Below are 22011 nucleotides of genomic sequence, written 5' to 3'. Positions count from 1 at the left end.
GGTCAGCGTCTGGCCGCCCCATTCGGTTTCGACTTTCTTTACGTCAAACATCTTTTCTTCTTCACTTTCTTCGCGCCGGCCGCCCTATGCGGTCCGGCGCTTCTTTGCAGGGGCAGTACCGGCCCTGCGCGGTCTGGAAGCTTTCGCGCTTCCCTTTGATATGGCCGCGTGCCGGATTGCCCGCGGTCCAAATATGAAAACGGCCCCGATACCGAGGCCGTTTTGCAAAACTCTATTTACGAAGGCCGAGCTTCTTGATGAGGTCCTGGTAGCGGCCCTCGTCCACATTGCGCAGATAGCTGAGCAAGTTGCGGCGCTTGTTGACCAGCATCAGCAGCCCGCGGCGCGAATGATGGTCCTTGTGGTGACCCTTGAAATGGTCGGTAAGGTTGGTGATCCGTTCGGTCAGGATAGCCACCTGCACCTCGGGGGAACCGGTATCGCCCTCTTCGCGGGCATGTTCCTTGATTACTTCAGCCTTGCGTTCGGCAGTAATCGACATCGCATAATTCCTTTCAGAGTCTTTGTGCGAGCAACCCTGTAAACAGGGCGCTCGGGCATACTTCCAAGCACGCCGGCCCATCCGGAGCGCTTGTTAGAGGTTAAACCCGCGCACCACCTTCAGCTCGATCCCGTCGCATTCGACGAGCGCAACCGGAACAGACTGGTCGGTTGCGAGATAGAGCCCGGCAGTGGCGGAAACCCCGATCACCCGCTGCCCCATGCGGAGCTGCCTTGCCTGATCGGGAGCGACGGAAAGAGCCGGGATGTCGTCCAGCCCTGCCGCCAATGGCAAGAGTGCCTGTTCAAGGGTGCGGCTCTTAGCGAATTCGTCCAGTTTGTCCAGCGAAATCGCGCCGTCCAGAGTGAACGGGCCGGCCTTGATCCTCCTCAACATGGTAATGTGGCCGACCGTATTCAAGGCGCGCGCGATGTCGCGGCCCAGCGAACGGATATAGGTGCCCTTGGAAACATGGGCGGTGAGGGTGATTTCATCCACCGGACCGGGGCCTTCGCCGGAGCACTTCAAGCCGTGAACCGTCACCGCGCGGGTTTTCATCTCGATGTCCTCGCCGGCCCGAGCGCGGGCATAGGCAGGCTTGCCATCGATCTTCAGCGCCGAATATTTGGGCGGGATCTGCTCGATCGGGCCGGTGAATTGCGGCAGAACGGCCTCGATATCGGCGCGGGACGGGCGGTGGTCCGACCGCTCGGTGACGTCGCCCTCGGCATCGAGCGTGTCCGTTTCCGCCCCGAAGCCGATGGTGAAGTCATAGACCTTGGCGCTGTCGAGCATCCGGCCGGCCAGCTTCGTCGCCTCGCCCAGCGCGATCGGCAAGACGCCGCTCGCGAGCGGATCCAGCGTCCCGCCATGGCCGACCTTCGCCTTCGTATAGCCGCCTTCGCGCAAGGCCCGCTTCACCGCCGACACGCAGGGCGTCGACCCGATGCCGACCGGCTTGTCGAGGATCAGCCAGCCATGAAGGGCGGGTTTCAGGTCCGGTTCGTCCATTCGTCGGCCAATAGCCCGAAAACGGCAGTGTCGCGAACATAGCCTGTCCAGGTTATCCGGTTCTTTCGCAACGTGCCCTCGTGCGTCGCGCCGAGCTTGCGGACAGCCGCCATGGATCGCGCGTTGCGCGTGTCGATGCGGAATTCGATCCGGCGATAGCCGCAGGCAAGCGCGTGATCGATCATCAGCTGCTTCATCGTGCTGTTGAACGGTCCGCCGCGCACGTCGGGCGCGATATAGGTGCCGCCGATCTCCACCACGCCGTTTCCGGGATCCGCATTGATGTAATTGGTCATGCCGACGATCGTGTCGCGGTTCAGAACCGCGTAATTGACCCAGTTCTTCGTCGCGTGGAACCGTTCCATCGCCTCGAATCCGGCATCGAAATGGTCGCCGAGCATCGAGAAGGGGTAGATGTCCCAGATATCCGGATCGGCGGCGCATGCAGCGCGCAACCCTTCGCGATGGGCTTCGGTGCGCAGTTCGAGGCGGACATCGCCATCGGCGAGCGGTTGAGCAAGCTTTTCCAACAGTTCGGTCATGGGCTATCCTATAGCCGCAACCGGGAGGCGAAATCATGGCCGAAATCGAGTTTCATCGGATCACCGCGGACAATATCGCCCTGTTCGATACGATCGCGAAGGGGGTCTATGAAGCGCCGGTGCGAGAGGATTTTCTGCGCGCCTGCCTTGCCAGTCCCGACCAGATTCTGATGGTCGCCGTGGCAGACGGTGCGGTCGTCGGCAAGGCGCAGGCCTATATCTTCCATTTTCCGGAGAAACCCTCGGAAATCTATATCGAGGAGATCGACGTGGCGAAGAAATATCGGCGCCGCGGCATCGCCACGGGATTGATGGATGCCGTCGGCGCGGAGGGCCGCGAACGCGGGATTGCCGAATATTGGCTGGTCACCGAGAAGGACAATGACGGTGCCCGGGCGCTCTATGAACGCAAGGCGCATCGCAGACAGAAAAGCGTCTGGTACGAATTCTACTGCTAGCGCGCCATCCGTCCCGGGAAATACCGGCGGCCCGGCGCGACAAGCCGGCCGTTGCCGCCGATTTCCGTCTCGTCGCCCGAGCCCGCCGCCATGGCCGCGCCCGCCGGGTCTAGTCGCCCCAGGCCAGGCCGACCGCATGATCGCGGACGGCCCTCGGCCATCGGGCCGTCAGCGTCTCGAACCGCGTCCGGTCATCGGCATAGAGCGCGCGGATCGATTCCTCGAAATGCGGATAGTCGCCCGCCATCGCGCTGAGGAAATGATAGGCCGCGTCGCGCTTCGAGCGATCGGGGAGGCCCGCCTTGCGTGCGGCATCGACCAGTTTGCGAAGCGCTGCGGAAGCGCCGCCCGGCTGTTTCGCCAGCCATTCCCAGTGCCGGGGGAGCAGGGTCACCTCCCTCGACGTCACCCCGAGTTTCGGCCGTCCGCGTTTCGGCGCCGGCGGTTCCTCCTCCAGCGCGCGCAGATCGAAATCGACCTGCTGCCCGGTCTCGTCGTCGAACACGAGGATGTCGGACGCCCGCTCGACCTCGGGCATGTCTCGCAGCGTCTCGACGATATGGTTGCGCGATCCGGTTGCGAGCCAGCTGTCGGTCACGAATGCGGTATAGCTTGTCATCATGGTCTCCTGAACGGAGTCCCATTTATGCCCGGGTAAAAACAGAGTCAATATATCCGGGTAATATTATTCGTCCTCGCCCAGATCCCGCGCCACCTTGGGGTCGCGCAGCAGCGTGTCGATCTTGCCGCCTTCGTCGAAGCTTTCGTCGAGAATGAACTTGAGCGCCGCCGCATATTTTGTGTTCACCCGTCGGGCGACCTCGCCGCGCAGATAGCGGACATTCTTTTTCAGCGCCGCGAGAACCTCTTCCTCGTCGCCGCCGAGCAGCGGCTTCACGAACACCGTGGCGTGCTTGAGGTCCGGCGACATGCGCACTTCGGTCACGCTGACCATATGCGTGGCGAGGACCTCGTCGTGTACATCGCCTCTGCTCAGGATTTCGGACAGGACATGGCGCACGCGTTCGCCCACGCGCAGCAATCGTACGGATTGGGTGTCGTCGCTTTTCATCGGCAGCCTCTGTGCGTCCCGCTTGTCAGCGCCGCGGCGAGACCGCCGATGCCGGCGTCAGGCGCAGCCTATTTCTTGCCGCCCTTGTCGGCGGGCTTCTTGTCATATCCGCCCTTGTCGGTTGGCTTGCCCTTGTCGCCGCCTTTGCCCGAATCCTTCTTGTCGCCCATTTTCGCTCTCCCACGGTTGGAGAACGGAGCCTAGGCGCAATTCGCGACGGCTACAATGTCCGTTCGCGTTCCTCGATCTCGAAGACTTCGAGCGTATCGCCGGCCTTCACGTCGTTGGTGTTCTCCAGAACGACGCCGCATTCGAGGCCCGAGCGGACCTCGTCGACATCGTCCTTGAAACGCCGGAGCGAGGCGATCGTCGTCGCGCTGACGATGACGTCGTCGCGCATGAGCCGCGTATGCAGCCCCTTGCGGATGAGCCCTTCGGTGACCAGCAGGCCCGCCGCCTTGTCCCTCTTGCCGGCGGGGAAGACTTCCTTCACCTCGGCGCGGCCGACGACATTCTCGATCCGCTCGGGGCCGAGTTCGCCGGCCATTTCGGCTCTGATCTCGTCGAGCAGGTTGTAGATGATGTCGTAATAGCGCATCTCCACGCCATCGCGCTTGGCGATATCGCGCGCCTTGGCGTTGCCCCGGACGTTGAAGCCGATAATCGGCGCGTTGGAGGCGGCGGCCAGCGTGACATCGCTCTCGGTGATCCCGCCGACGCCCGAATGCAGGACGCGAACCTTGATGTCCTCGGTCGAAATCTGTTCGAGCGAGCTGATGATCGCTTCCACCGAACCCTGGACGTCGGCCTTGATCACGAGCGGGAACTCGATCGCCTGCTTCTCGCCCATCGCCGAGAACATGTTCTCGACGCTCGTCGGCGTCTGGGTCGTGCGGGCGCGGTCGATCACGCCCTGGCGATAGGCGGCGACCTCGCGGGCGCGTCCTTCGTCCTCGACCACGGTCAGCGGATCGCCGGCGCGCGGAACGCCGGACAGGCCGAGTACCTCGACCGGGACCGACGGGCCGGCTTGCTTGACCTGCTTGCCCTTGTCGTTGACCATCGCGCGGACCTTGCCGCTTTCGGCGCCGACGACGAAGATGTCGCCGGTCTTCAGCGTGCCGCGGTTGACGAGTACCGTCGCGACCGGGCCGCGGCCCTTGTCGAGCTTCGCCTCGACGACCGTGGCTTCGGCCTGGCGGTCGGGATTGGCTTTCAGTTCGAGCAGTTCGGCCTGCAGCAGGATCTTCTCGGTCAGCTCGTCGAGGCCCGTGCCCTTGAGCGCCGAAATCTCGACATCCTGCACGTCGCCGGACATCGCCTCGACGATCACTTCATGTTCGAGGAGCCGTTCGCGCACCTTCTGCGGATCGGCGCCCTCGACGTCCATCTTGTTGATCGCGACGATCATCGGCACGCCGGCGGCCTTGGTATGATTGATGGCCTCGATCGTCTGCGGCATGATCCCGTCGTCCGCCGCGACCACGAGGATCACGATATCGGTGACGTTCGCGCCGCGCGCGCGCATTTCGGTAAAGGCGGCGTGGCCCGGCGTGTCGAGGAAAGTGACGTCCTGTCCGCTCTTGGTCTTCACCTGATAGGCGCCGATATGCTGGGTGATGCCGCCGGCTTCGCCCGATACGACCTCGCTGCCGCGCAGGGCGTCGAGCACGCTGGTCTTGCCGTGATCGACATGGCCCATGACCGTCACCACCGGCGGCCGGGGCTTCAGGTCTTCCGGCTTGTCCTCTTCGCCTTCCATGCCGAGCTCGACATCGGCTTCCGACACGCGCTGGATATTGTGTCCGAATTCGGTCACCAGCAGTTCGGCCGTATCCTGGTCGATCGTCTGGTTGACGGTGACGGCCATGCCCATCTTGAACAGCGACTTGACGAGATCGGCCGCCCTTTCCTCCATCCGCTTGGCGAGTTCGCCGACGGTGATGGCTTCGGGCACGACCACGTCGCGCGCCTTTTTGACCTTGGGCTGGTCGTCGGCGTGAAGGCGTTTTTCCTTGTCCTTCTCGCGGGCGCGCTTGAGCGCCGCGAGCGAGCGTGAACGCGGGCTGCCGTCGCCGTCGCGCAGCGCGCGGTTGACGGTCAGCTTCGAACGTTCCTTGCGCTTGTCGCCGGCGCGTTTCGGCTTGCCCTTTTCTTCTTTCTTCTTTTCCGGCCGCTTGGGTTTGGCGACCGGGGTGAAGGTGCGCGGCGCTGGCTTGTTCGGATCGAGCGACGGTCCGCCGGCTTCCGGCTCGGCGCTCGGCGCAGCCTCTTCGGCTTCGGCATCGACGCTTTCCTGGTCCGTCTGTTCCACCGCCGCTCCCGCCTTGCGGTTTTCCTCGGCGCGCTTGGCTTCCTCTTCGCTCGCCTGCTTCTTCGCTTCCTCTTCGCGGCGGCGCGCATCTTCGAGCTGGGCGAGCCGGGCCTCTTCCGCTTCGCGCAGGAGTTTTTCCTGCTTTTCCTTGCGGCTCAGCGTTTCGTCGGCTTCGCTCTTCTTCTTCGCGACCGGCGCCGGCTTTTCGGCGGGCGCTGGGGCGGCGGGAGCCGGCGCTTCCTTGGCTTCCTCGACGGGCGCAGGGGCAGGGGTTTCGCCCGGCTTGGTGAGCACGCGACGTTTCTTGCGCTCGACCACGACCGTATTCTTGCGGCCATGGCTGAACTGCTGCTGCACCTTGCCCTCGACGGTGCGCTTCACGCCAAGGGTCCGTGTGCCAAGTGTCTTCTTGTTATCGTCGCTCATTCTAAGCCTTTGTCTTCCAACTCATTACCGTTCGGTTCGCGCGAGTCTCGCCCGCCGGAACCGGTCGTGCCGTTCGATCCAGAAAATTCCATCCAGCGCGAGATTGCGCCTGATACACGCATTGCGGCCCGTTCGTCCACAACCGCGATATGCACCACATTTTCCCGGCCCAGCGCCCGGCCCAATATGGTGCGGTTCGCCGGAATAACCAACCCCCTCTTGTCGGTGCCCTCGGCGTCCGTGCCGACGCGCCACGCCTGGTCCAGTTTCCGCCGGCCGTCTTCCGCGGCATCGGCGGCATGCAGTAACAGATGTACCTTGCCGGCGCGCGCCGCGTCGCGGAGCTTTTCCGAGCCGGTGATGAGGGCGCCGCCGCGGGCCTCGAGCCCGAGCCGGTCGAGAGCGTTGCGCGCAAGCGCGTCCGCGATCCGATCCGCGAGATCGCCCGGTATCGTGAAGTCGCCGGTCTTGAACGCCCGGGCCAGGCCGCCCCGGAGCTTTCCGTTCAGCAACGTGTCCCGAAACGCGCCCGCGTCGGGCGAAATCCACGCGCCCCGGCCGGGCGCCTTGGCCCTGACGTCCGGCAGGACCGCGCCATCCGGCGACAGCGCCAGGCGGATCAGCGTTTCGCGCGGCCGGACTGCGCCCGAAAGGATGCATTTCCTTTCAGGATCGTGCGCCCGGCGCTGCTTCGGCTTCAGGCCGTCTGCGGTCTCATTGTTCGCCATCCGCAGCTGCGTCCTCCTCGGAAGCGTCTGCGGCGGCCGGTTCGTCTTCATCGTCGAACCAGTGCGCACGGGCGGCCATGATGATCTCGTTGCCCTGTTCCTCGGTGAAGCCATAGGCGCCGAGCACGCCGCCCTTGGGTTGCGGGCGGGCGGGCGCGGCCTGATCGCGGCGGCGCGGCTCGGCGCGCTTCTTCTCGATCAGTTCGTCGGTCGCGAGATCGGCCAGATCGTCGAGCGTCTTGATCCCGGCCTCGCCCAGCGTGACGAGCATCTGCTCGGTCAGATAGGGCATTTCCGCGAGATCGTCCTCGACGCCGAGTTCCTTGCGGCGGGCTCGCGCGGCTTCCTCGCGCTTTTCCAGGCCTTCCACGGCGCGCGCCTGAAGCTCGGTGGCGATTTCCTCGTCCAGGCCCTCGATCGCGGCGATTTCCGTCGGATCGACATAGGCGACTTCCTCGAGCTCGCTGAACCCTTCGGCGACGAGCAGCTGCGACAGCGTTTCGTCGACATCGAGTTCGGCCTGGAACATGTCCGAACGCTGCATGAACTCGGCCTGGCGCTTCTCGTTGGATTCGTCCTCGGTCATGATGTCGATGGCCGAGCCGGTGAGCTGCGAGGCGAGCCGGACGTTCTGGCCGCGGCGGCCGATGGCGAGCGACAGCTGGTCGTCGGGCACGACGACCTCGATCCGCTCTTCCTCCTCGTCGAGCACGACGCGGCTGACCGAAGCCGGCTGCAGCGCGTTGACGACGAAGGTCGCGAGATCCTCGGACCAGGGAATGATGTCGATCTTTTCGCCGTGCATCTCCTGGACAACGGCCTGGACGCGGCTGCCCTTCATGCCGACACAGGCGCCGACCGGGTCGATCGAGCCGTCATGGCTGATCACGCCGATCTTGGCGCGGCTTCCCGGATCGCGGGCGGCCGCCTTGATTTCGATGATGCCGTCGTAGATTTCGGGCACTTCCTGCGCGAACAGCTTGCGCATGAAATCGGGATGCGCGCGCGAGAGGAAAATCTGGGGCCCGCGATTTTCGCGCACCACCTTGAGGATCAGCGAGCGGATGCGATCGCCGACCCGCACGATTTCGCGCGGGATCTGCTGGTCGCGGCGGATCACGCCTTCGGCGCGGCCAAGATCGACGACGATATGGCCGAATTCGACGCGCTTGACGACGCCGGTGATGATCTCGCCGGCCCGGTCCTTGAATTCCTCATACTGCCGCTCGCGCTCGGCTTCGCGGACCTTCTGGAAGATCACCTGCTTGGATGCCTGGGCGGCGATGCGGCCGAACTCGATCGGCGGCAGCGGGTCGACGATGAAATCGCCGACGCTCGCGCCATCCTGCAGCTTCTGAGCCTGTTTGAGATCGACCTGCTTGAAATGATCCTCGACCTCCTCGACGACCTCGACGACGCGCCAGAGCCTGAGATCGCCGGTTTCGGTGTCGATCTTCGCCCGGATGTCGTTCTCCTGGCCGTAGCGCTGGCGCGCGGCGCGCTGGATCGCGTCCTCCATCGCCTCGATAACGATGGCCTTGTCGATGATCTTCTCGCGCGCGACCGCGTCGGCGATGGCGAGCAGCTCGGCTTTGTTGGCGGAAATGGCTGAGGCCATGGACTTATCCTTCTTCTTCCGTGATCGTTTCCGCGCCCGCTGTCGAAAGCGGGGCGGTTTCTGCGATGAGTTTGTCGGTCAAGACCAGCTTGGCCGAATGAATATTCTTGAAATCGAACGTCAGATCGTCCTGGCCCGGGATTTCGGCGTGGATCGCTTCGCCTTCCCGGCCCTTGAGCACGGCCTTGAACTGCTTCTTGCCGAGCACCGGCTCGATCAGGTTGATCCGTGCTTCGTGCCCGGTCCAGTCGTCGAAATCGGCCAGCCGCGTCAGCGGGCGGTCGATACCGGGCGACGAGACTTCGAGACGGTAGGCATCCTCGATCGGATCGGCCTCGTCGAGCATCTCGGAAAGCGCACGGGAGATCGCCGCGCAATCCTCGATCACCAGCTGGCGCGTGTCGGGGCGTTCGGCCATCACCTGCAGGACAGGCCCGTCCTCGCCGCTCATCATCCTGACGCGCACGAGCGCGAAGCCGAGTTTCTCGACTTCGGGTTCGATCAGATGCGTCAATGCGGCGATGTCCGCCATGCCGTCTCCATAGCATAAATAAGTCTCGCCCGCGCCGGCCCGGCTATCCGGACCAGCCTCTGCAACGTTACCGATGTAGAGAAAGGCAAGCGCTATATAGGCGGGGCTTTGATATCCGGCAAGGGAAACCATAAAGAAGACCGAAGCGTAACAAATACACCGACCCGACCGCCTTAGGAGAACCGTCATGCGAACCCTGTTGACCAGCCTGTCCGTCGTCGCGCTCGCCGCCTGTACCGCGTCCGAGGATGTTTCGGCGCAAACCGGCGACGGCGAATCGCCGCCAACCGAGGTCGCGTTCGCCGTGGAAGAGATGGGAACGTTCGACGAACCCTGGGCGATGACCTTCCTGCCCAACGGCATCCTCCTGATCACCGAAAAGCCCGGGACGATGCGCTTCATCGATTTCGCGCCGGATACGCCGCGTCTCGGCACGGTTTCGGGGATTCCCGCGGTCGATTATGGCGGCCAGGGCGGGCTCGGCGATGTCGTGCCGCATCCCGATTTCGCCGAAAACAATCTGCTCTATTTCAGCTATGCCGAGGCCGGCGAGGGCGATACGCGCGGCGCGGTCGTCGCGCGCGCCCGGCTCGACTGCCAGGAAGCCGACGCCTGCACGCTGCAGGACGTCGAGACGATCTGGCGCCAGGTGCCGAAAACCTCGCGCCGCGGGCATTACAGCCACCGCATCGCGTTCGGGCCCGATGGCTATCTGTTCATCTCGTCCGGCGACCGGCAGGAGCTGGAGCCGGCTCAGGATCTGTCCAACAATCTCGGCACCGTCATCCGGCTCAACGACGATGGCAGCGTGCCCGAGGACAATCCCTTTGCGGATCGCGGCGGCGTGACGGCGCAGATCTGGTCCTATGGCCATCGCAACCTGCTGGGTCTCGCCTTCGCGCCCGACGGGCGGCTCTGGGATGTCGAACATGGCCCGGCGGGCGGCGACGAACTCAACCGGGTCGAAAGGGGCGTCAATTACGGCTGGCCGACGGTGTCGAACGGCGAGCATTATGACGGCCGTCCGATTCCCGATCACGACACCGATCCGAGCTTCCGGCCCCCGGCCATCTCCTGGACGCCCGTCATCGCCCCCGGCGGCATGATCTTCTACACCGGCGACATGTTCCCCGCCTGGCGGGGCGACGTGCTGATCGCGGGCCTTTCGACCAATGCGCTCGTCGAGGTCGAGATCGACGGCGACACGGCCACCGAGGTCGCGCGGTACGATTTCGACAACCGGCTGCGCGAGGTCGAACAGGGCCCGGACGGCGCGGTCTGGCTGCTCGAGGACGGCGAGAATGGCCGGCTGCTGCGCCTGACGCCCCGCGGCTGATGGCCGGTCTCGCCAGCGTTGCCGGCTATGAGCGCGACCTGGGCGCCAGCCTCGAGCGGATGTTCGAGAATGCGCTCGATTGGGAGCATCTGCCCCATGTCCATGCCCATGCATTCTCGTCGATCGATCTGGTGGAGGAGCGCGCCAGCGGCTGGCGCGCGAAGGTCGGGACGCCGCATGGCGGCGAATTGCTGATCGACCTCGAACTCGACCGCGAGGCCGGGTGCTGGACGACCAACAGCTATGCGGGCGACACGCTGGTCGGACGGATCGTGACCCATGCCGAGGCGACCGGCCCCGGCAGCTGCCGGGTGGCGATCGACTTCCTCGTTCCCGACCCCGATGCGGCGCAGCGCGAGGCCTTTGCCGGCTATTATCCGGCGCTCTACGCCATGCTCTATGACGAGGACGAGGCGATGATGATCGCGCGGGCGGGAGCGGTCGAACGGGGTCCGGCGGCGCTGGCCGAACGGCGCACGGTCGCGCTTGCGGACGGGGAAACCGCCGATGTGCCGCGCTATTGCCCGCATCTGGGCTTGCCGCTCGATGCCGAACCGGATGCGGACGGGACGATCACCTGTCCGTGGCACGGCTATCGCTTCGCCATCGCAACCGGCAAATGCATCAGCGGCGCCGCGTGCGGCTGGGCCGTCTAGCCTTCCCAGTTTCGCCCGTCGGGATACCGGATTTCGACGCCGTCCATCGCGCCGTCTTCGAACAGCCGCGCATTGACTCCCATCCGCGCATGCGGCCCGTCGCCCAGCGGCATCCAGTGCGTCGTCGCGCCGCAGGCCGGGCAATGATGGACGCTCAGCGTAGGTTCGCGCATGTCTTGTCGCACGAATCCGGTCGTCTCTCCGCTGATCTCGATTTCCGCCGAGGGATAATAGGCCCATAGCGCGCCTGATTTGCGGCACAGGCTGCAATTGCAGTCGTTCACATAGCCCGGCTTGCGGGCGACGCGATAGCGCACCGCCCCGCACAGGCATTCGCCATTCACCCGTCCCGCCATACCCTTTCCTCCACCACGAGGCCCGTTTAGCAGGCCCCGGGCGGGCGTCCGACATAAAAAAGGGCTCCCGGTCGGCAGACCGGAAGCCCTTTCGCTATGGATTCGGTGTTTATCCGCCGACGAACAGGATCTGGCGGTCGCCGGTCGGCTGCACCGGACGCGCGGTGTTGCCGTACAGATCGGTGTACATGGCGATCTGCTCGGCCGAGATCGTCACCGGTTCGCTCATGAACACCCAGTTCACGCCTTCGCTGCACGGCGGGGTGGTCAGCGATCCGGGGAAGCGGAAGAAGCTGCGCGTTGCCGGCAGCACGGCGCTGGGATCGAAGGTGATGCCTTCGAGCGTGCGCGTGCCTTCGTCGGTATTGAATTCCTCGAACGCCGCGGCCAGCGCCTCGTTGGCGTCGCCTTCGGCAAGGAACACGCCGATCACGGCCAGCTCGCCGGCTTCATTGGCATGGACGAAATGGATATCGCCGGCCGGCTGCTCGCCTTCGATCGTATATTCGCTCGGCATGTGCAGATGCGCCTGGACGAAATCGTAGCGTTCGCCCTCGAGCATGATGTATCCGCCTTCGGGCGCGACGAGGTTGCTGTTGTACCCGACGCCGTCGATCGTCATCGGGCCTTCCGCCCAGTTGATCTCGAGCGAAACGTCCTCGCTGTCGGTCGCGTCGGCGCGGACGAGATTGATCGGCGACTGCACGGTGCCGGTCGCGCAGGTGGCATATTCGTCATGGACCGTGCCCCAGTCGCCCGGATTCTCATAGGTCCAGGACGCGGCTTCGACTTCGCCGCCTGCGGGCTCGGTTGTCGTGGCCGTATCCTCGGCGGCGCCGCCGCATGCGGCCAGGGCAACGGCCGAGGCCGCCAGCAGAAAAGTCATTCGCATCTCAAACTCCATTGAAGATTGTTATGGAAACAGAACGTTCACATAGATGGTTTTATCCGCCGACCGAATAGATTGTTACGGCATTTTTCGATAGGCTCCGTCTATCGCGCGCTGTTCCGGCCTTCGCCGTCACCGGCATCTGCGATAGCGGAAATACCAGACCTCATGGCCCTTTCGGCGGGCCTTTGTTTCATAGCGTGTTTCCGGCCAGTCGGCCGGACGGTCGAGAAAGTCGCCGGTGCGGTTCGCCTGCCAGTCGAAATCCTCCCGCTGGCCCATGACCATCATCGACCAGCGGCAATAGGTGGGGTCGTCCGTGCCGAGCCGGAATTCCCCGCCCGGCTTGAGCTTGGCCGCGATCATGTCGAGCGGGCCATGATTGACCATCCGCCGTTTCGCGTGGCGCGCCTTGGGCCATGGGTCGGGGTGGAGCAGGTAGAGCCGGTCGAGCGAGCCGTCCGGCAGCCGTTCCAGCGCATCGAGCGCATCGCCCTTGTGGATCCGGATATTGGCGAGATTCCGGTCGCGGATATGCCCGAGCATCCCGACCACGCCCGTTTCGTAATGCTCGCAACCGATGAAGCCGGTGTCCGGCCGCGCCTCGGCCTGGGCGGCGAGATGCTCGCCCGAGCCGAAGCCGATCTCGAACTCGAGCGGGCGGTCGTCGCCGAACAGGCGCTGCGCATCGAGCGGACCATCGCCAGGCACCGACAGCCCGGGGAGCATCGTGTCGAGCATCTCCTGCTGCCCGGCGCGCAGCTTGTGCCCCTTGGAGCGGCCGTAAAGGCGGCGGATCGTGGCGGGATCTTCGGTCATCCGGCTTGAAACAGTCCGGCATGGTCGTCGCGCAGCCTGGCCTTCTGCACCTTGCCCATCGCGTTGCGCGGCAATGCGTCGGCGAACAGGATGCGGCGCGGCTGTTTGAACCGGGCCAGCCTGTCGGCGATCGCCGACAGCACGGCTTCTTCGGTCAACATGTCGTTGTCGCGGACGACCATGGCGACCACCGCCTCGCCGAGATCGGGATGCGGCACGCCGATCACGGCGCTCTCGCAGACGCCCGGCACCCCGTCCAGCGCCAGTTCGATCTCCTTGGGATAGATGTTGAGCCCGCCCGCGATGATCAGGTCCTTGGCCCGCCCGACGATCGCCACCCGGCCGTCCGCATCCATCGTCGCGATGTCGCCGGTGACGAAATAGCCGTCCGGCCGCATCTCTTCGGCCGTCTTCTCCGGCTTGTTCCAATAGCCCCGGAACAGGTTGGGGCCCTTGATTTCCAGCACGCCGGGCTCGCCCCTCGCCACTTCGGCGCCCCTATCGTCGGCGACGCGGGCGCTGACCCCGGGCAGCGGAAAGCCCACCGTGCCGGGGATGCGCTCCCCGTCATAGGGGTTGGACGTGATCATGCCGGCTTCCGTCATGCCGTAGCGTTCGAGGATGAGGTGGCCGGTCTTCGCCTCGAACGCGGCGAATGTGTTTTCGAGCAACGGCGCCGAACCGCTGATGAAGAGCCGCATGGTCGCGCTGGCCTCGCGGGTCAGGCCGTCATGCGCCGCCAACCGGACATAGAAGGTCGGCACGCCCATCAATACCGTCGCCCCGGACATGTCGGCCAGCACCGCATCGGCATCGAAGGACCGGTGAAAGCGGATCGTCGATCCGCCGAGCAGCGCGAGATGGAGCGCCACGAACAGGCCGTGGACGTGATAGATGGGCAGCGCGTGGATCAGCACATCGTCCGGCTGCCAGTGCCACCAATCTTGCAGCACCCGTGCGTTGGAGGCGAGATTGTCGTGGCTGAGCATCGCGCCCTTGGAAACGCCCGTGGTGCCCGAGGTGTAGAGTATCGCGGCGAGATCGTCGGGCGCGCGGGTGACGGTTTCGAAGCCGTCCGCTGCCGTCGCTGCGACCCGCGCCGCCAGGCTGCCCGCGCCGTCGGCATCGAGCGTCAGCACGGTTGCATCGCCGCCGGCCGCCGCGATCGCGCGCTCTTTCGCCGGATCGCAGACGATGATCGCGGGTTCGGCATCGCCGATGAAATAGTCGAGTTCGGCCGCCGTATAGGCGGTGTTGAGCGGCACATAGACGAGCCCGGCGCGCAGGCTCGCCAGATAGAGCAGGACATTCTCGACCGATTTGTCGACCTGCACGACGATCCGGTCGCCGGTTCGTGCGCCGGTGGAAAGCAATGCGGCGGCCCAGCGCGTCGTCGCCGCGTCGAGCTCGTCGTAGCGCAGACGCGTCGCGCCGCGCTCGACGATGAATGCCTTGTCGCCTGCCTGTCGCGCCGCCTCCGTGAAGAGGGCGTAGATATTGGCCGTCATGGAGGCGGGTTTAGACGGCCGCCTTCAGCGCGTCGACCAGATCGGTTTTTTCCCAGGTGAAGAAATCGCCCTCGGCATCGCGGCCGAAATGACCATAGGCCGCGGAACGTTCGTAGATCGGCTTGTTCAGCGAAAGATGCTCGCGGATGCCGCGCGGCGTCAGGTTCACGAGCTTGGGGAGTATGTCTTCGAGCACCGCCTCGTCGACCGTGCCCGTGCCGTGCAGGTCGACATAGAAGGAGAGCGGATGCGACACGCCGATCGCATAGCTGACCTGGATCGTGCACTTCTTGGCGAGCCCCGCTGCGACGACATTCTTGGCGAGATAGCGGGTGACATAGGCGGCCGAGCGGTCGACCTTGGTCGGGTCCTTGCCGCTGAACGCGCCGCCACCGTGCGGGCTGGCGCCGCCATAGGTGTCGACGATGATCTTGCGCCCGGTCAGGCCCGCATCGCCGTCCGGTCCGCCGATTTCGAAATTGCCGGTCGGGTTGACGTGGATCTCCGTGTCGTCGGTGATCCAGCCTTCGGGCAGGATGTCGTGGAACACGCCGACGACATAATCGCGGATCGCGGCCTGGCCTTCCTCGTTCGAGTGGCTGGCGGCATGCTGGGTCGAGACGACGAGCGCGGTTGCGGCAACCGGCCGGCCGTTCTCGTAGCGCAGAGAGACCTGGCTCTTGCTGTCCGGTTCCAGGAACGGCGCGGCGCCGCTGTGGCGATCGGCGGCCAGCCGCTCGAGAATCTTGTGCGAATAATAGAGCGTCGCCGGCATCAGCGCCGGCGTCTCGTCGCAGGCATAGCCGAACATGATGCCCTGGTCGCCGGCGCCTTCGTCCTTGTTGCCGTCCGCATCGACGCCCTGTGCGATATCGCTCGATTGCGGGTGGAGGTGGCAGGTATAGTCGAGCGTCTGCCAGTGGAAACCATCCTGCTCATAGCCGATCCGCTTCACCGTCTCGCGGGCCGCCTTTTCGATCGCGTCGAGCGCGCCCGGTTCCCAGTTGCCGTCGGTATCGATCATGCCCTTGCCGCGCACTTCTCCGGCCAGCACGATCCGGTCGGTCGTCGTCAGCGTTTCGCAGGCGACCCGTGCTTCGGGATCGCGCGCGAGGAAAAGATCGACAACCGCATCGGAAATCTGGTCCGACACCTTGTCCGGATGGCCTTCGGAAACGCTTTCCGACGTGAAGAGATAGTTGCTGCGCATGTTTTCCTCGATCCAATGAAGAAGGACCGGCGAGGCCGTCTCGGCACGTCCGGTCCACATATAAAGAATTCCTTATGTGTCTTAGCGGGCGCGGCGCATGAGTGCAAATGCCAATCCGGCGAGAAGGAGGGCGAGGAGCAGCGCAAGCGCATTGCCGTACCGCGCGAACAGGGTCGGGCCGGCGGCGCGCGGCAGGCGCGCGTCGATCGTCCCGGCTTCGCGATAGGCAATGTGATCGACCACATGTCCGCCGGCATCGATCACCGCCGATATGCCGGTGGGCGTCGAGCGAATCACTGGCAGGCCCTCCTCGATCGCCCGCAGCCGGGCCTGGGCGACATGCTGGGGCGGTCCCCATGCCCCGAACCAGGCGTCGTTGGACGGGTTGAAGATGAAGTCGGGCCGGTCCGCTTCGTTGACGACTTGGCCCGAAAAGATGATCTCGTAGCAAATCTGGCCGCCGACCGTGCCGAAGCCGGGAAGATAGAGCGTTTCCGGTCCCGTTCCCGGCCAGAAATCGAGATCGCCGGGCGCGAGGCGCGACAGGCCGATCGCCTCCATCAGGGGCCGCATCGGCAGATATTCGCCATAGGGCACGAGATGCGCCTTGTCGTACCGGCCGATCAGCTCCCCGTCGGCGTTCATCGCATAGAGGCTGTTGCGCGCGCCGACCGCGCGGCGACGGCCGTCAGGATCGGTCTCGATGATCAGCTTCGTCGCGCCGAGCATCAACAGGTCGTCGGGGCCGAGCAGGTCGGCGATCCGGAAGCGGGCGAGCGGTTCGTCCTCGATGAATTCAGGCACGGCCGCTTCCGGCCAGAAGATCAGGCGCGGCGCGTCGCCCGTTTCGCCGGTCGCGTCCGCCAGCCGCCGATAGTTGCGGGCGGCAAAGGCCGGATCCCACTTCTCGGACTGATCGATATTGGGCTGGATGACGCGAACCAGCGGCCGGTCGTCATCGACCGGCGGCGTCGGGTGCGGCGACACGGTCAGCCAGCCGGCGATGCTGAGAACGAGCGGAATGCCCGTCAGCATGGCCAGTGCCGGCCAGCGCCGTTCGCGAAACAGGAGGAAGATGGCGCCGGCGAGCAGGACGAGGAGGCCGGAGAGCCCGTAGGTGCCGACGATGCGGGTGCTCGGCATCAGCAGTCCGTCGCTGCCGATCGCGCCGGCCGTGATTGCCGCGAGCGGATTCCAGGCGAAGCCAGTCAGCAGCGTTGCGCGCAACCATTCTGTCACGATCCAGGCGGCCCCGAAGAGCAGGACGAAGGTGACCGGCATCGCCTTGCCGATCCGCCAGGCGAGTGCCGTGGCGATGCCGGGAAAGACGGCGAGATACAGGGACATCAGCACGACCGCGATCCAGCCGAGCCAGGCGGGCATCGCCGCCTGATAGGTGAAGGCGGTCGCGATCCAGTTCAGCCCGAGGGTGAAGTGGCCGAGCCCGAACGCCCAGCCGATGGCGAACGCGGCGCGCAGCCGCGTCACCTCGAAGCTCATCGCGATCAGGAGCGCGAAACCGGCCAGGGTCAGCGGCCAGAGGCCGAGCGGCGCGAAGCCCAGGGCGGATGCCGCTCCGGCGGCGAAAGCGATGAGCAACACGCGCATGGCAGCGCTATCGCGCGGGCGCATGCCGATTTCAATCGCAATCGCGGTGGCGCTTTGCGATCGGGCGCGATTTGGCTAGGCTCCCGGCATGACCGATCTGCCGCCTTTCCATCTCGCGTTCCCGGTCCACGATCTGGGTGCGGCGCGCCGATTCTACGGCGAGCTTCTCGGCTGTGCGGAAGGCCGGTCGGACGAACGCTGGATCGATTTCGATTTTTTCGGTCACCAGATCGTCGCGCATCTCGACGGGCAAAGCCGCGCGGCCGGCGCGAGCAATCCCGTGGACGGGCATGACGTGCCGGTGCCGCATTTCGGCGCGGTGCTGGATTGGGAGGCGTTCGCCGCACTGCGCGATCGGCTCGCGGCTGCGGATGTCCGCTGGGTGATCGAACCCTATATCCGGTTCGAGGGAGAGCCCGGCGAACAGGCGACGATGTTCATATTGGATCCCAGCGGCAATGCTCTGGAATTCAAGGCCTTTCGCGACCGCAGCCAGCTTTTCGCGACGGCCTAGCCTTCTTCGCCTTCGGGTTCCGCCGGCGCGGCACCGGGATTGCTGACGCGCCAGATCCGGTTGCCGACATCGTCCGCCACGAGCAGCGCGCCCGTCGCGTCAGTCATCACGCCGACCGGGCGGCCATAGGCTTCGCCGTCCTCGCTGAGAAAGCCGGTGAGCACGTCGATCATCTCGCCGACCGGCCGGCCGTTCTCGAAATTCACGAACACGACCTTGTAACCCGAACGCGGCCGCCGGTTCCACGAACCGTGCTGGCCGATAAAGGCGCCGTTGCGGAACCGGTTTCCGAGCCGCGCGCGGTCGGCGAATTCGAGGCCGAGCGATGCGGTGTGCGGGCCCAGGGCAAAGTCGGGGACGCGCGCATATTGGGCGAGGCGCGGGGTCATCGGTTCGACGCGTTCGTCGAGATAGCGGCCCCAGTACACCCCCGGCCAGCCATAGTGCGAACCGAAGACGACTTCGGTCAGATAGTCCGGAACCAGATCGCCGCCGAGCATGTCCCGCTCGTTGACGACGGTATAGAGCCGGTTGCGGGTGGGCTCCCAGTCGAGCCCGACCGGATTGCGCAGTCCGGCGGCGAAGATCCGGAAATCGCGTTCCTCGACATTGACCTCGAGCACCGCGGCGCGATTCTCCTCGGCGGCCATGCCGCGTTCGCCGATATTGCTGTTCGAGCCGACCGCGACATAGAGCAGGTTCGGATCGTCGGGATGGACGACGACATTCTTCGTCCAGTGGCTGTTGGGCGCGTTCGCCGGCAGTTCGACGATCGTCTCGCCTTCGCCCTCGATCCGCGTCTGTCCCGGTTCGAAAGCAAAGCGGACCAGCGCGTCGGTATTCGCCACGTACAGATAGCCGTCGGCGACCGCCATCCCGAACGGCGAATTCAGGCCGTTGCTCGCGTCGAGCAGGGCGGTGCGCTGATCGGCGGTTCCGTCTCCGTCGACATCGCGCAGCAGGGTGATCCGGTTCGCCGACGCGCCGAGCGCGCCGGCGCGCGTCATCAGGCGCCGTTCGAACCAGCCGGTTATGCCGCTATATTCGCGCGGCGGCGCCCGGGTCTCCGCGACCAGCACGTCGCCATTTTCCAGGGTCAGCATCCAGCGCGGATGATCGAGATCGCCGGCGAAAAGGTTGACCTCGAGCCCCTCGGCCGGCGTCGGCATCCCGCCTTCGGGCCAGCCGGTCGCTTCGGCGACGTTGATGGTCGGGAAGGTTTCCTCGCGCGGCGCGGTGATTTGCGGGGTCGTGCCGCTGACCGCCTCGACGCTGAGGCGGGCGTCATGGGGGCGGATCATCAGCCAGATCACGACGCCGAGCACGATCACGGCGAACAGGACCATCAATAGGCGCTTGCGGGTCATGTCTGGTCTCTTTCCTGTTCGTCCTCGTCATCCACGGGCGGATGCAGTTTCAGTTTCGTGACCCGCTTGCTGTCGCCCTCGGTCACCTCCAGCTGCCAGCCGCTCGGATGGTCCAGCCGATCGCCCTCGACGGGCACCCGGCCGGCGAGCACGAAGGCGAGCCCGCCCAGCGTATCGACATCCTCGTCGATCTCGCCCAGCCGCTCGTCGATGATCTCGGCGACATCGTCCAGCTCCGCGCGCGCTTCGGCCTCCCAATGGCCCTGCGGCATTTCGGTCAGCAGCTCGCTCGCTTCCTCGTCATGCTCGTCCTCGATCTCGCCGACGATTTCCTCGACGATATCCTCGATCGTGACGATGCCTTCGGTTCCCGAATATTCGTCGAGCACGATCGCCATGTGCGTGCGGGTCGTCTGCATTTCGGCGAGCAGGTCGAGCACGCCCATCGATTCCGGAACGTAGCGCGGTTCGCGGATGAAGCTCTCGATGGAGTCCGGCCGCGGTTCGTCCGATACCAGCGCCGCGAAGATATCGCGGATGTGGATCATCCCGATCACCTCGTCGAGCGATTCGCGATAGACGGGAAGGCGGCTGTGGCCGGCTTCCGAAAAGACCTTCACGACTGCGTCGAAGCTCTCCTTTTCCTCGACGGCGATGATATCGGCCCGCGGCACGCAGACGTCGTCGGCGGTCGTCTCGCCGAAATGCAGGAGCCGCTTGAGCATCTGCCGCTCGACCACCGAAAGGTCGCTGTCGTCGGCGGGCTCGAAATCGTGTTCGTCGATCGCCGCTTCCAGCTCGTCGCGAAGGCTGTTTTCGCCATTCTCACCGAAAATGAGCCCGCGAAGGCCCTTCCAGATGCGCCCACCGCCATTCTCGGCGGGCGCGGTGCTACGCGAATCGTCTGACATACGGTTGGATTGCTATACCTCGTCCATGTTCACAACGGGTCGATAAGGATCGGCGATGCCGAGCGCCGCGAGCGCGGATCGCTCCATGGCTTCCATCGCTTCGGCCTCGGCTTCGCCCGTTTCATGGTCATAGCCTAGCAAATGCAGCGTGCCATGAACAATAAGATGGGCGGCATGGTGTTCGACGGGGATTTGCTTGGTATCGGCTTCGGCCCGGCAGACGCCATGGGCGAGGACGATATCGCCGAACAGCACTTCGCCATCGTCGCTGTTTGCGAGCGCATCGATCATGTCCGGCTGGACCATCGGAAAGGAGAGGACGTTGGTGGGCTTGTCCTTGTCGCGATAGGCGGCGTTGAGCGCGCGCACTTCGTCATTGTCGGTGAGCTTGACCGAGACCTCGACCGTCATCGCATCCGTTGCGAGATCGCCGTGCGGCGTCTGTCGGATGGCCTGGGTGACGGCCTTGAGAGCCAGGTTTTTCCAGTCGATCGTGCCGGCCCATTGGGCGCTCCGCTGGATCGCGATCGCGATCATCCGCTGCCCTCATAGGCTTCGACGATCCTGCCGACGACCGGATGCCGGACGACATCGCCGACGCCGAACCGTACCGTCGCGATGCCTTCGACATCTTCGAGCCGCGAAACCGCGTCGGCCAGGCCGGATACACCTTCGCCCGGCAGGTCGACCTGTTTGGGGTCTCCGCAGACGACCATCCGGCTGTTCTCGCCGAAGCGGGTCAGGAACATCTTCATCTGCGCGGGCGTCGTGTTCTGCGCCTCGTCCAGAATCACGAACGCGTCGGCCAGCGTTCGGCCCCGCATGAAGGCGATCGGCGCGATTTCGATCTCGCCGCTCGCGATCCGCCGTTCGACCTGATCGCTGGGCAGCATGTCGTAGAGCGCATCGTAGAGCGGGCGCAGATAGGGATCGACCTTTTCGCGCATGTCCCCGGGCAGGAAGCCCAGCCGCTCGCCGGCTTCCACCGCCGGGCGCGAGAGAATCAGCCGGTCGACCGAGCCGGTGATCAGCTGGTGCACGGCCTGCGCGACCGCGAGATAGGTCTTGCCGGTGCCCGCCGGACCGAGCGCGAAGATCACATCCTCGCGGGCCAGCGCTTCCATGTAGCGCGTCTGGGCGAGCGAGCGCGGCACGATCGTCTTCTTGCGCGTCCGGATCATGACCTTGGGCGGTTCGGAGACGTCCTTGCGGACGACGCCGTCCAGGGTCGGTTCGGCCGACATGGCGATCACCGCTTCGACGGCGCCGCTGTCGATTTCCTGGCCCTTGGCGAGGCGGTTGTAGAGGCCGGTCAGCACGTCGCGCGCGCGCTCGGCATTTTTTGCCTCGCCCTCGATCGTCAGCTGGCTGCCCCGCGCGGCGATATAGACGCCGAGCCGGTTTTCGATCGCCACGAGATTCTGGTCATATTCGCCGAACAGCGGCCCGAGCAGGTGCTGCTGCTCGAATTCGAGATCGAGCCGCGTGCGCCCTTCGACGGGTTTGGCGGCGCTTTTCTTGGCCATCAGGCGGCTTCCTTTCTCGCCAGCGCGCCGCCGAGGCTTTTCCGGCCGGCGCTGACGATATCGACTTCGATCGTCGCGCCGATCGGCGCGTCGGTTTCCAGATGGACC

General features: G+C 65.1%; 23 protein-coding genes. 4 read left to right on the top strand and 19 right to left on the bottom strand.

Features of this window, described 5'->3' with window-relative positions:
- Positions 1-232: 232 nt before the first annotated feature.
- The 3 genes from rpsO to ACTS1X_RS08845 all read right to left on the bottom strand — a co-directional run bounded on the left by rpsO (position 233) and on the right by ACTS1X_RS08845 (position 2055).
- A complete protein-coding gene (rpsO, locus tag ACTS1X_RS08855) occupies positions 233-502 on the bottom strand; it encodes a 30S ribosomal protein S15 (protein ID WP_299324218.1) in 270 nt (89 codons plus the stop codon).
- A 93-nt stretch (positions 503-595) separates the two neighbouring features.
- On the bottom strand, positions 596-1513 hold the full coding sequence (gene truB / locus ACTS1X_RS08850) for a tRNA pseudouridine(55) synthase TruB (protein WP_442614024.1): 918 nt from the start codon (positions 1511-1513) through the stop codon (positions 596-598).
- Positions 1495-2055, bottom strand: a complete 561-nt coding sequence (locus ACTS1X_RS08845; protein WP_442614023.1) for a GNAT family N-acetyltransferase — start codon at positions 2053-2055, stop codon at positions 1495-1497. Before ACTS1X_RS08845 ends, truB begins: the two co-directional genes overlap by 19 nt.
- Positions 2056-2090: 35 nt before the next feature.
- Here ACTS1X_RS08845 and ACTS1X_RS08840 point away from each other — a divergent pair, with 35 nt between their 5' ends.
- On the top strand, positions 2091-2513 hold the full coding sequence (locus ACTS1X_RS08840) for a GNAT family N-acetyltransferase (protein ID WP_442614022.1): 423 nt from the start codon (positions 2091-2093) through the stop codon (positions 2511-2513).
- Between the two features lie 109 nt (positions 2514-2622).
- On the opposite strand, the gene ACTS1X_RS08835 is transcribed toward ACTS1X_RS08840, so the two are convergent.
- The 6 genes from ACTS1X_RS08835 to rimP all read right to left on the bottom strand — a co-directional run bounded on the left by ACTS1X_RS08835 (position 2623) and on the right by rimP (position 9203).
- On the bottom strand, positions 2623-3132 hold the full coding sequence (locus tag ACTS1X_RS08835; protein WP_442614021.1) for a DUF2239 family protein: 510 nt from the start codon (positions 3130-3132) through the stop codon (positions 2623-2625).
- A 66-nt stretch (positions 3133-3198) separates the two neighbouring features.
- Positions 3199-3585 (bottom strand): 30S ribosome-binding factor RbfA, encoded by a 387-nt coding sequence (rbfA, locus tag ACTS1X_RS08830; RefSeq protein WP_442614020.1) that lies wholly within the window; start codon positions 3583-3585, stop codon positions 3199-3201.
- Positions 3586-3805: 220 nt separating this feature from the next.
- Entirely contained in the window at positions 3806-6325 is a 2520-nt protein-coding gene (infB, locus tag ACTS1X_RS08825) for a translation initiation factor IF-2 (RefSeq protein WP_442614019.1), read from the bottom strand.
- On the bottom strand, positions 6322-7053 hold the full coding sequence (locus tag ACTS1X_RS08820) for a DUF448 domain-containing protein (protein ID WP_442614018.1): 732 nt from the start codon (positions 7051-7053) through the stop codon (positions 6322-6324). The genes infB and ACTS1X_RS08820 overlap by 4 nt, the downstream gene beginning before the upstream one ends.
- Positions 7040-8671, bottom strand: a complete 1632-nt coding sequence (gene nusA / locus ACTS1X_RS08815) for a transcription termination factor NusA (RefSeq protein WP_442614017.1) — start codon at positions 8669-8671, stop codon at positions 7040-7042. Before nusA ends, ACTS1X_RS08820 begins: the two co-directional genes overlap by 14 nt.
- Before the next feature lie 4 nt (positions 8672-8675).
- Entirely contained in the window at positions 8676-9203 is a 528-nt protein-coding gene (gene rimP / locus ACTS1X_RS08810) for a ribosome maturation protein RimP (protein ID WP_442614016.1), read from the bottom strand.
- Positions 9204-9390: 187 nt separating this feature from the next.
- On the opposite strand from rimP, the gene ACTS1X_RS08805 reads away from it, so the two are divergent.
- A complete protein-coding gene (locus ACTS1X_RS08805) occupies positions 9391-10539 on the top strand; it encodes a PQQ-dependent sugar dehydrogenase (RefSeq protein WP_442614015.1) in 1149 nt (382 codons plus the stop codon).
- Positions 10539-11195, top strand: a complete 657-nt coding sequence (locus ACTS1X_RS08800) for a Rieske (2Fe-2S) protein (protein WP_442614014.1) — start codon at positions 10539-10541, stop codon at positions 11193-11195. Before ACTS1X_RS08805 ends, ACTS1X_RS08800 begins: the two co-directional genes overlap by 1 nt.
- On the opposite strand, the gene ACTS1X_RS08795 is transcribed toward ACTS1X_RS08800, so the two are convergent.
- The 6 genes from ACTS1X_RS08795 to lnt all read right to left on the bottom strand — a co-directional run bounded on the left by ACTS1X_RS08795 (position 11192) and on the right by lnt (position 17585).
- Entirely contained in the window at positions 11192-11551 is a 360-nt protein-coding gene (locus ACTS1X_RS08795) for a GFA family protein (RefSeq protein WP_442614013.1), read from the bottom strand. The genes ACTS1X_RS08800 and ACTS1X_RS08795 overlap by 4 nt on opposite strands.
- A 109-nt stretch (positions 11552-11660) precedes the next feature.
- Positions 11661-12443, bottom strand: coding sequence for a carbonic anhydrase (locus ACTS1X_RS08790; RefSeq protein WP_442614012.1), 783 nt, complete (start codon positions 12441-12443; stop codon positions 11661-11663).
- 129 nt (positions 12444-12572) lie between these two features.
- Positions 12573-13259, bottom strand: a complete 687-nt coding sequence (gene trmB, locus ACTS1X_RS08785) for a tRNA (guanosine(46)-N7)-methyltransferase TrmB (protein WP_442614011.1) — start codon at positions 13257-13259, stop codon at positions 12573-12575.
- Positions 13256-14767 (bottom strand): AMP-binding protein, encoded by a 1512-nt coding sequence (locus ACTS1X_RS08780; RefSeq protein WP_442614010.1) that lies wholly within the window; start codon positions 14765-14767, stop codon positions 13256-13258. The genes trmB and ACTS1X_RS08780 overlap by 4 nt, the downstream gene beginning before the upstream one ends.
- Before the next feature lie 10 nt (positions 14768-14777).
- Positions 14778-15977, bottom strand: coding sequence for a methionine adenosyltransferase (metK, locus tag ACTS1X_RS08775; RefSeq protein WP_442614025.1), 1200 nt, complete (start codon positions 15975-15977; stop codon positions 14778-14780).
- Between the two features lie 81 nt (positions 15978-16058).
- On the bottom strand, positions 16059-17585 hold the full coding sequence (gene lnt / locus ACTS1X_RS08770; protein WP_442614009.1) for an apolipoprotein N-acyltransferase: 1527 nt from the start codon (positions 17583-17585) through the stop codon (positions 16059-16061).
- Positions 17586-17673: 88 nt separating this feature from the next.
- Between lnt and ACTS1X_RS08765 the strand changes: the two genes are divergently transcribed.
- Entirely contained in the window at positions 17674-18099 is a 426-nt protein-coding gene (locus tag ACTS1X_RS08765) for a VOC family protein (RefSeq protein ID WP_442614008.1), read from the top strand.
- On the opposite strand, the gene ACTS1X_RS08760 is transcribed toward ACTS1X_RS08765, so the two are convergent.
- From ACTS1X_RS08760 to ACTS1X_RS08745, 4 genes are read right to left on the bottom strand one after another with little or no spacing between them, the layout of a single operon-like run.
- Positions 18096-19466, bottom strand: coding sequence for a PQQ-dependent sugar dehydrogenase (locus ACTS1X_RS08760; protein ID WP_442614007.1), 1371 nt, complete (start codon positions 19464-19466; stop codon positions 18096-18098). The genes ACTS1X_RS08765 and ACTS1X_RS08760 overlap by 4 nt on opposite strands.
- On the bottom strand, positions 19463-20377 hold the full coding sequence (locus ACTS1X_RS08755; RefSeq protein WP_442614006.1) for a hemolysin family protein: 915 nt from the start codon (positions 20375-20377) through the stop codon (positions 19463-19465). The genes ACTS1X_RS08760 and ACTS1X_RS08755 overlap by 4 nt, the downstream gene beginning before the upstream one ends.
- 12 nt (positions 20378-20389) lie before the next feature.
- Positions 20390-20914, bottom strand: coding sequence for an rRNA maturation RNase YbeY (gene ybeY, locus ACTS1X_RS08750; RefSeq protein ID WP_442614005.1), 525 nt, complete (start codon positions 20912-20914; stop codon positions 20390-20392).
- Complete coding sequence (locus ACTS1X_RS08745) at positions 20911-21903, bottom strand: PhoH family protein (RefSeq protein WP_442614004.1); 993 nt, start codon at positions 21901-21903, stop codon at positions 20911-20913. The genes ybeY and ACTS1X_RS08745 overlap by 4 nt, the downstream gene beginning before the upstream one ends.
- Between the last annotated feature and the right edge of the window lie 108 nt (positions 21904-22011).

It is taken from the genome of Parasphingopyxis sp. (assembly GCF_052168275.1).
Lineage (GTDB): Bacteria > Pseudomonadota > Alphaproteobacteria > Sphingomonadales > Sphingomonadaceae > Parasphingopyxis.
Note: the sequence above shows the minus strand (reverse complement) of the source record. Positions and strands in the feature narration are given on the sequence as shown.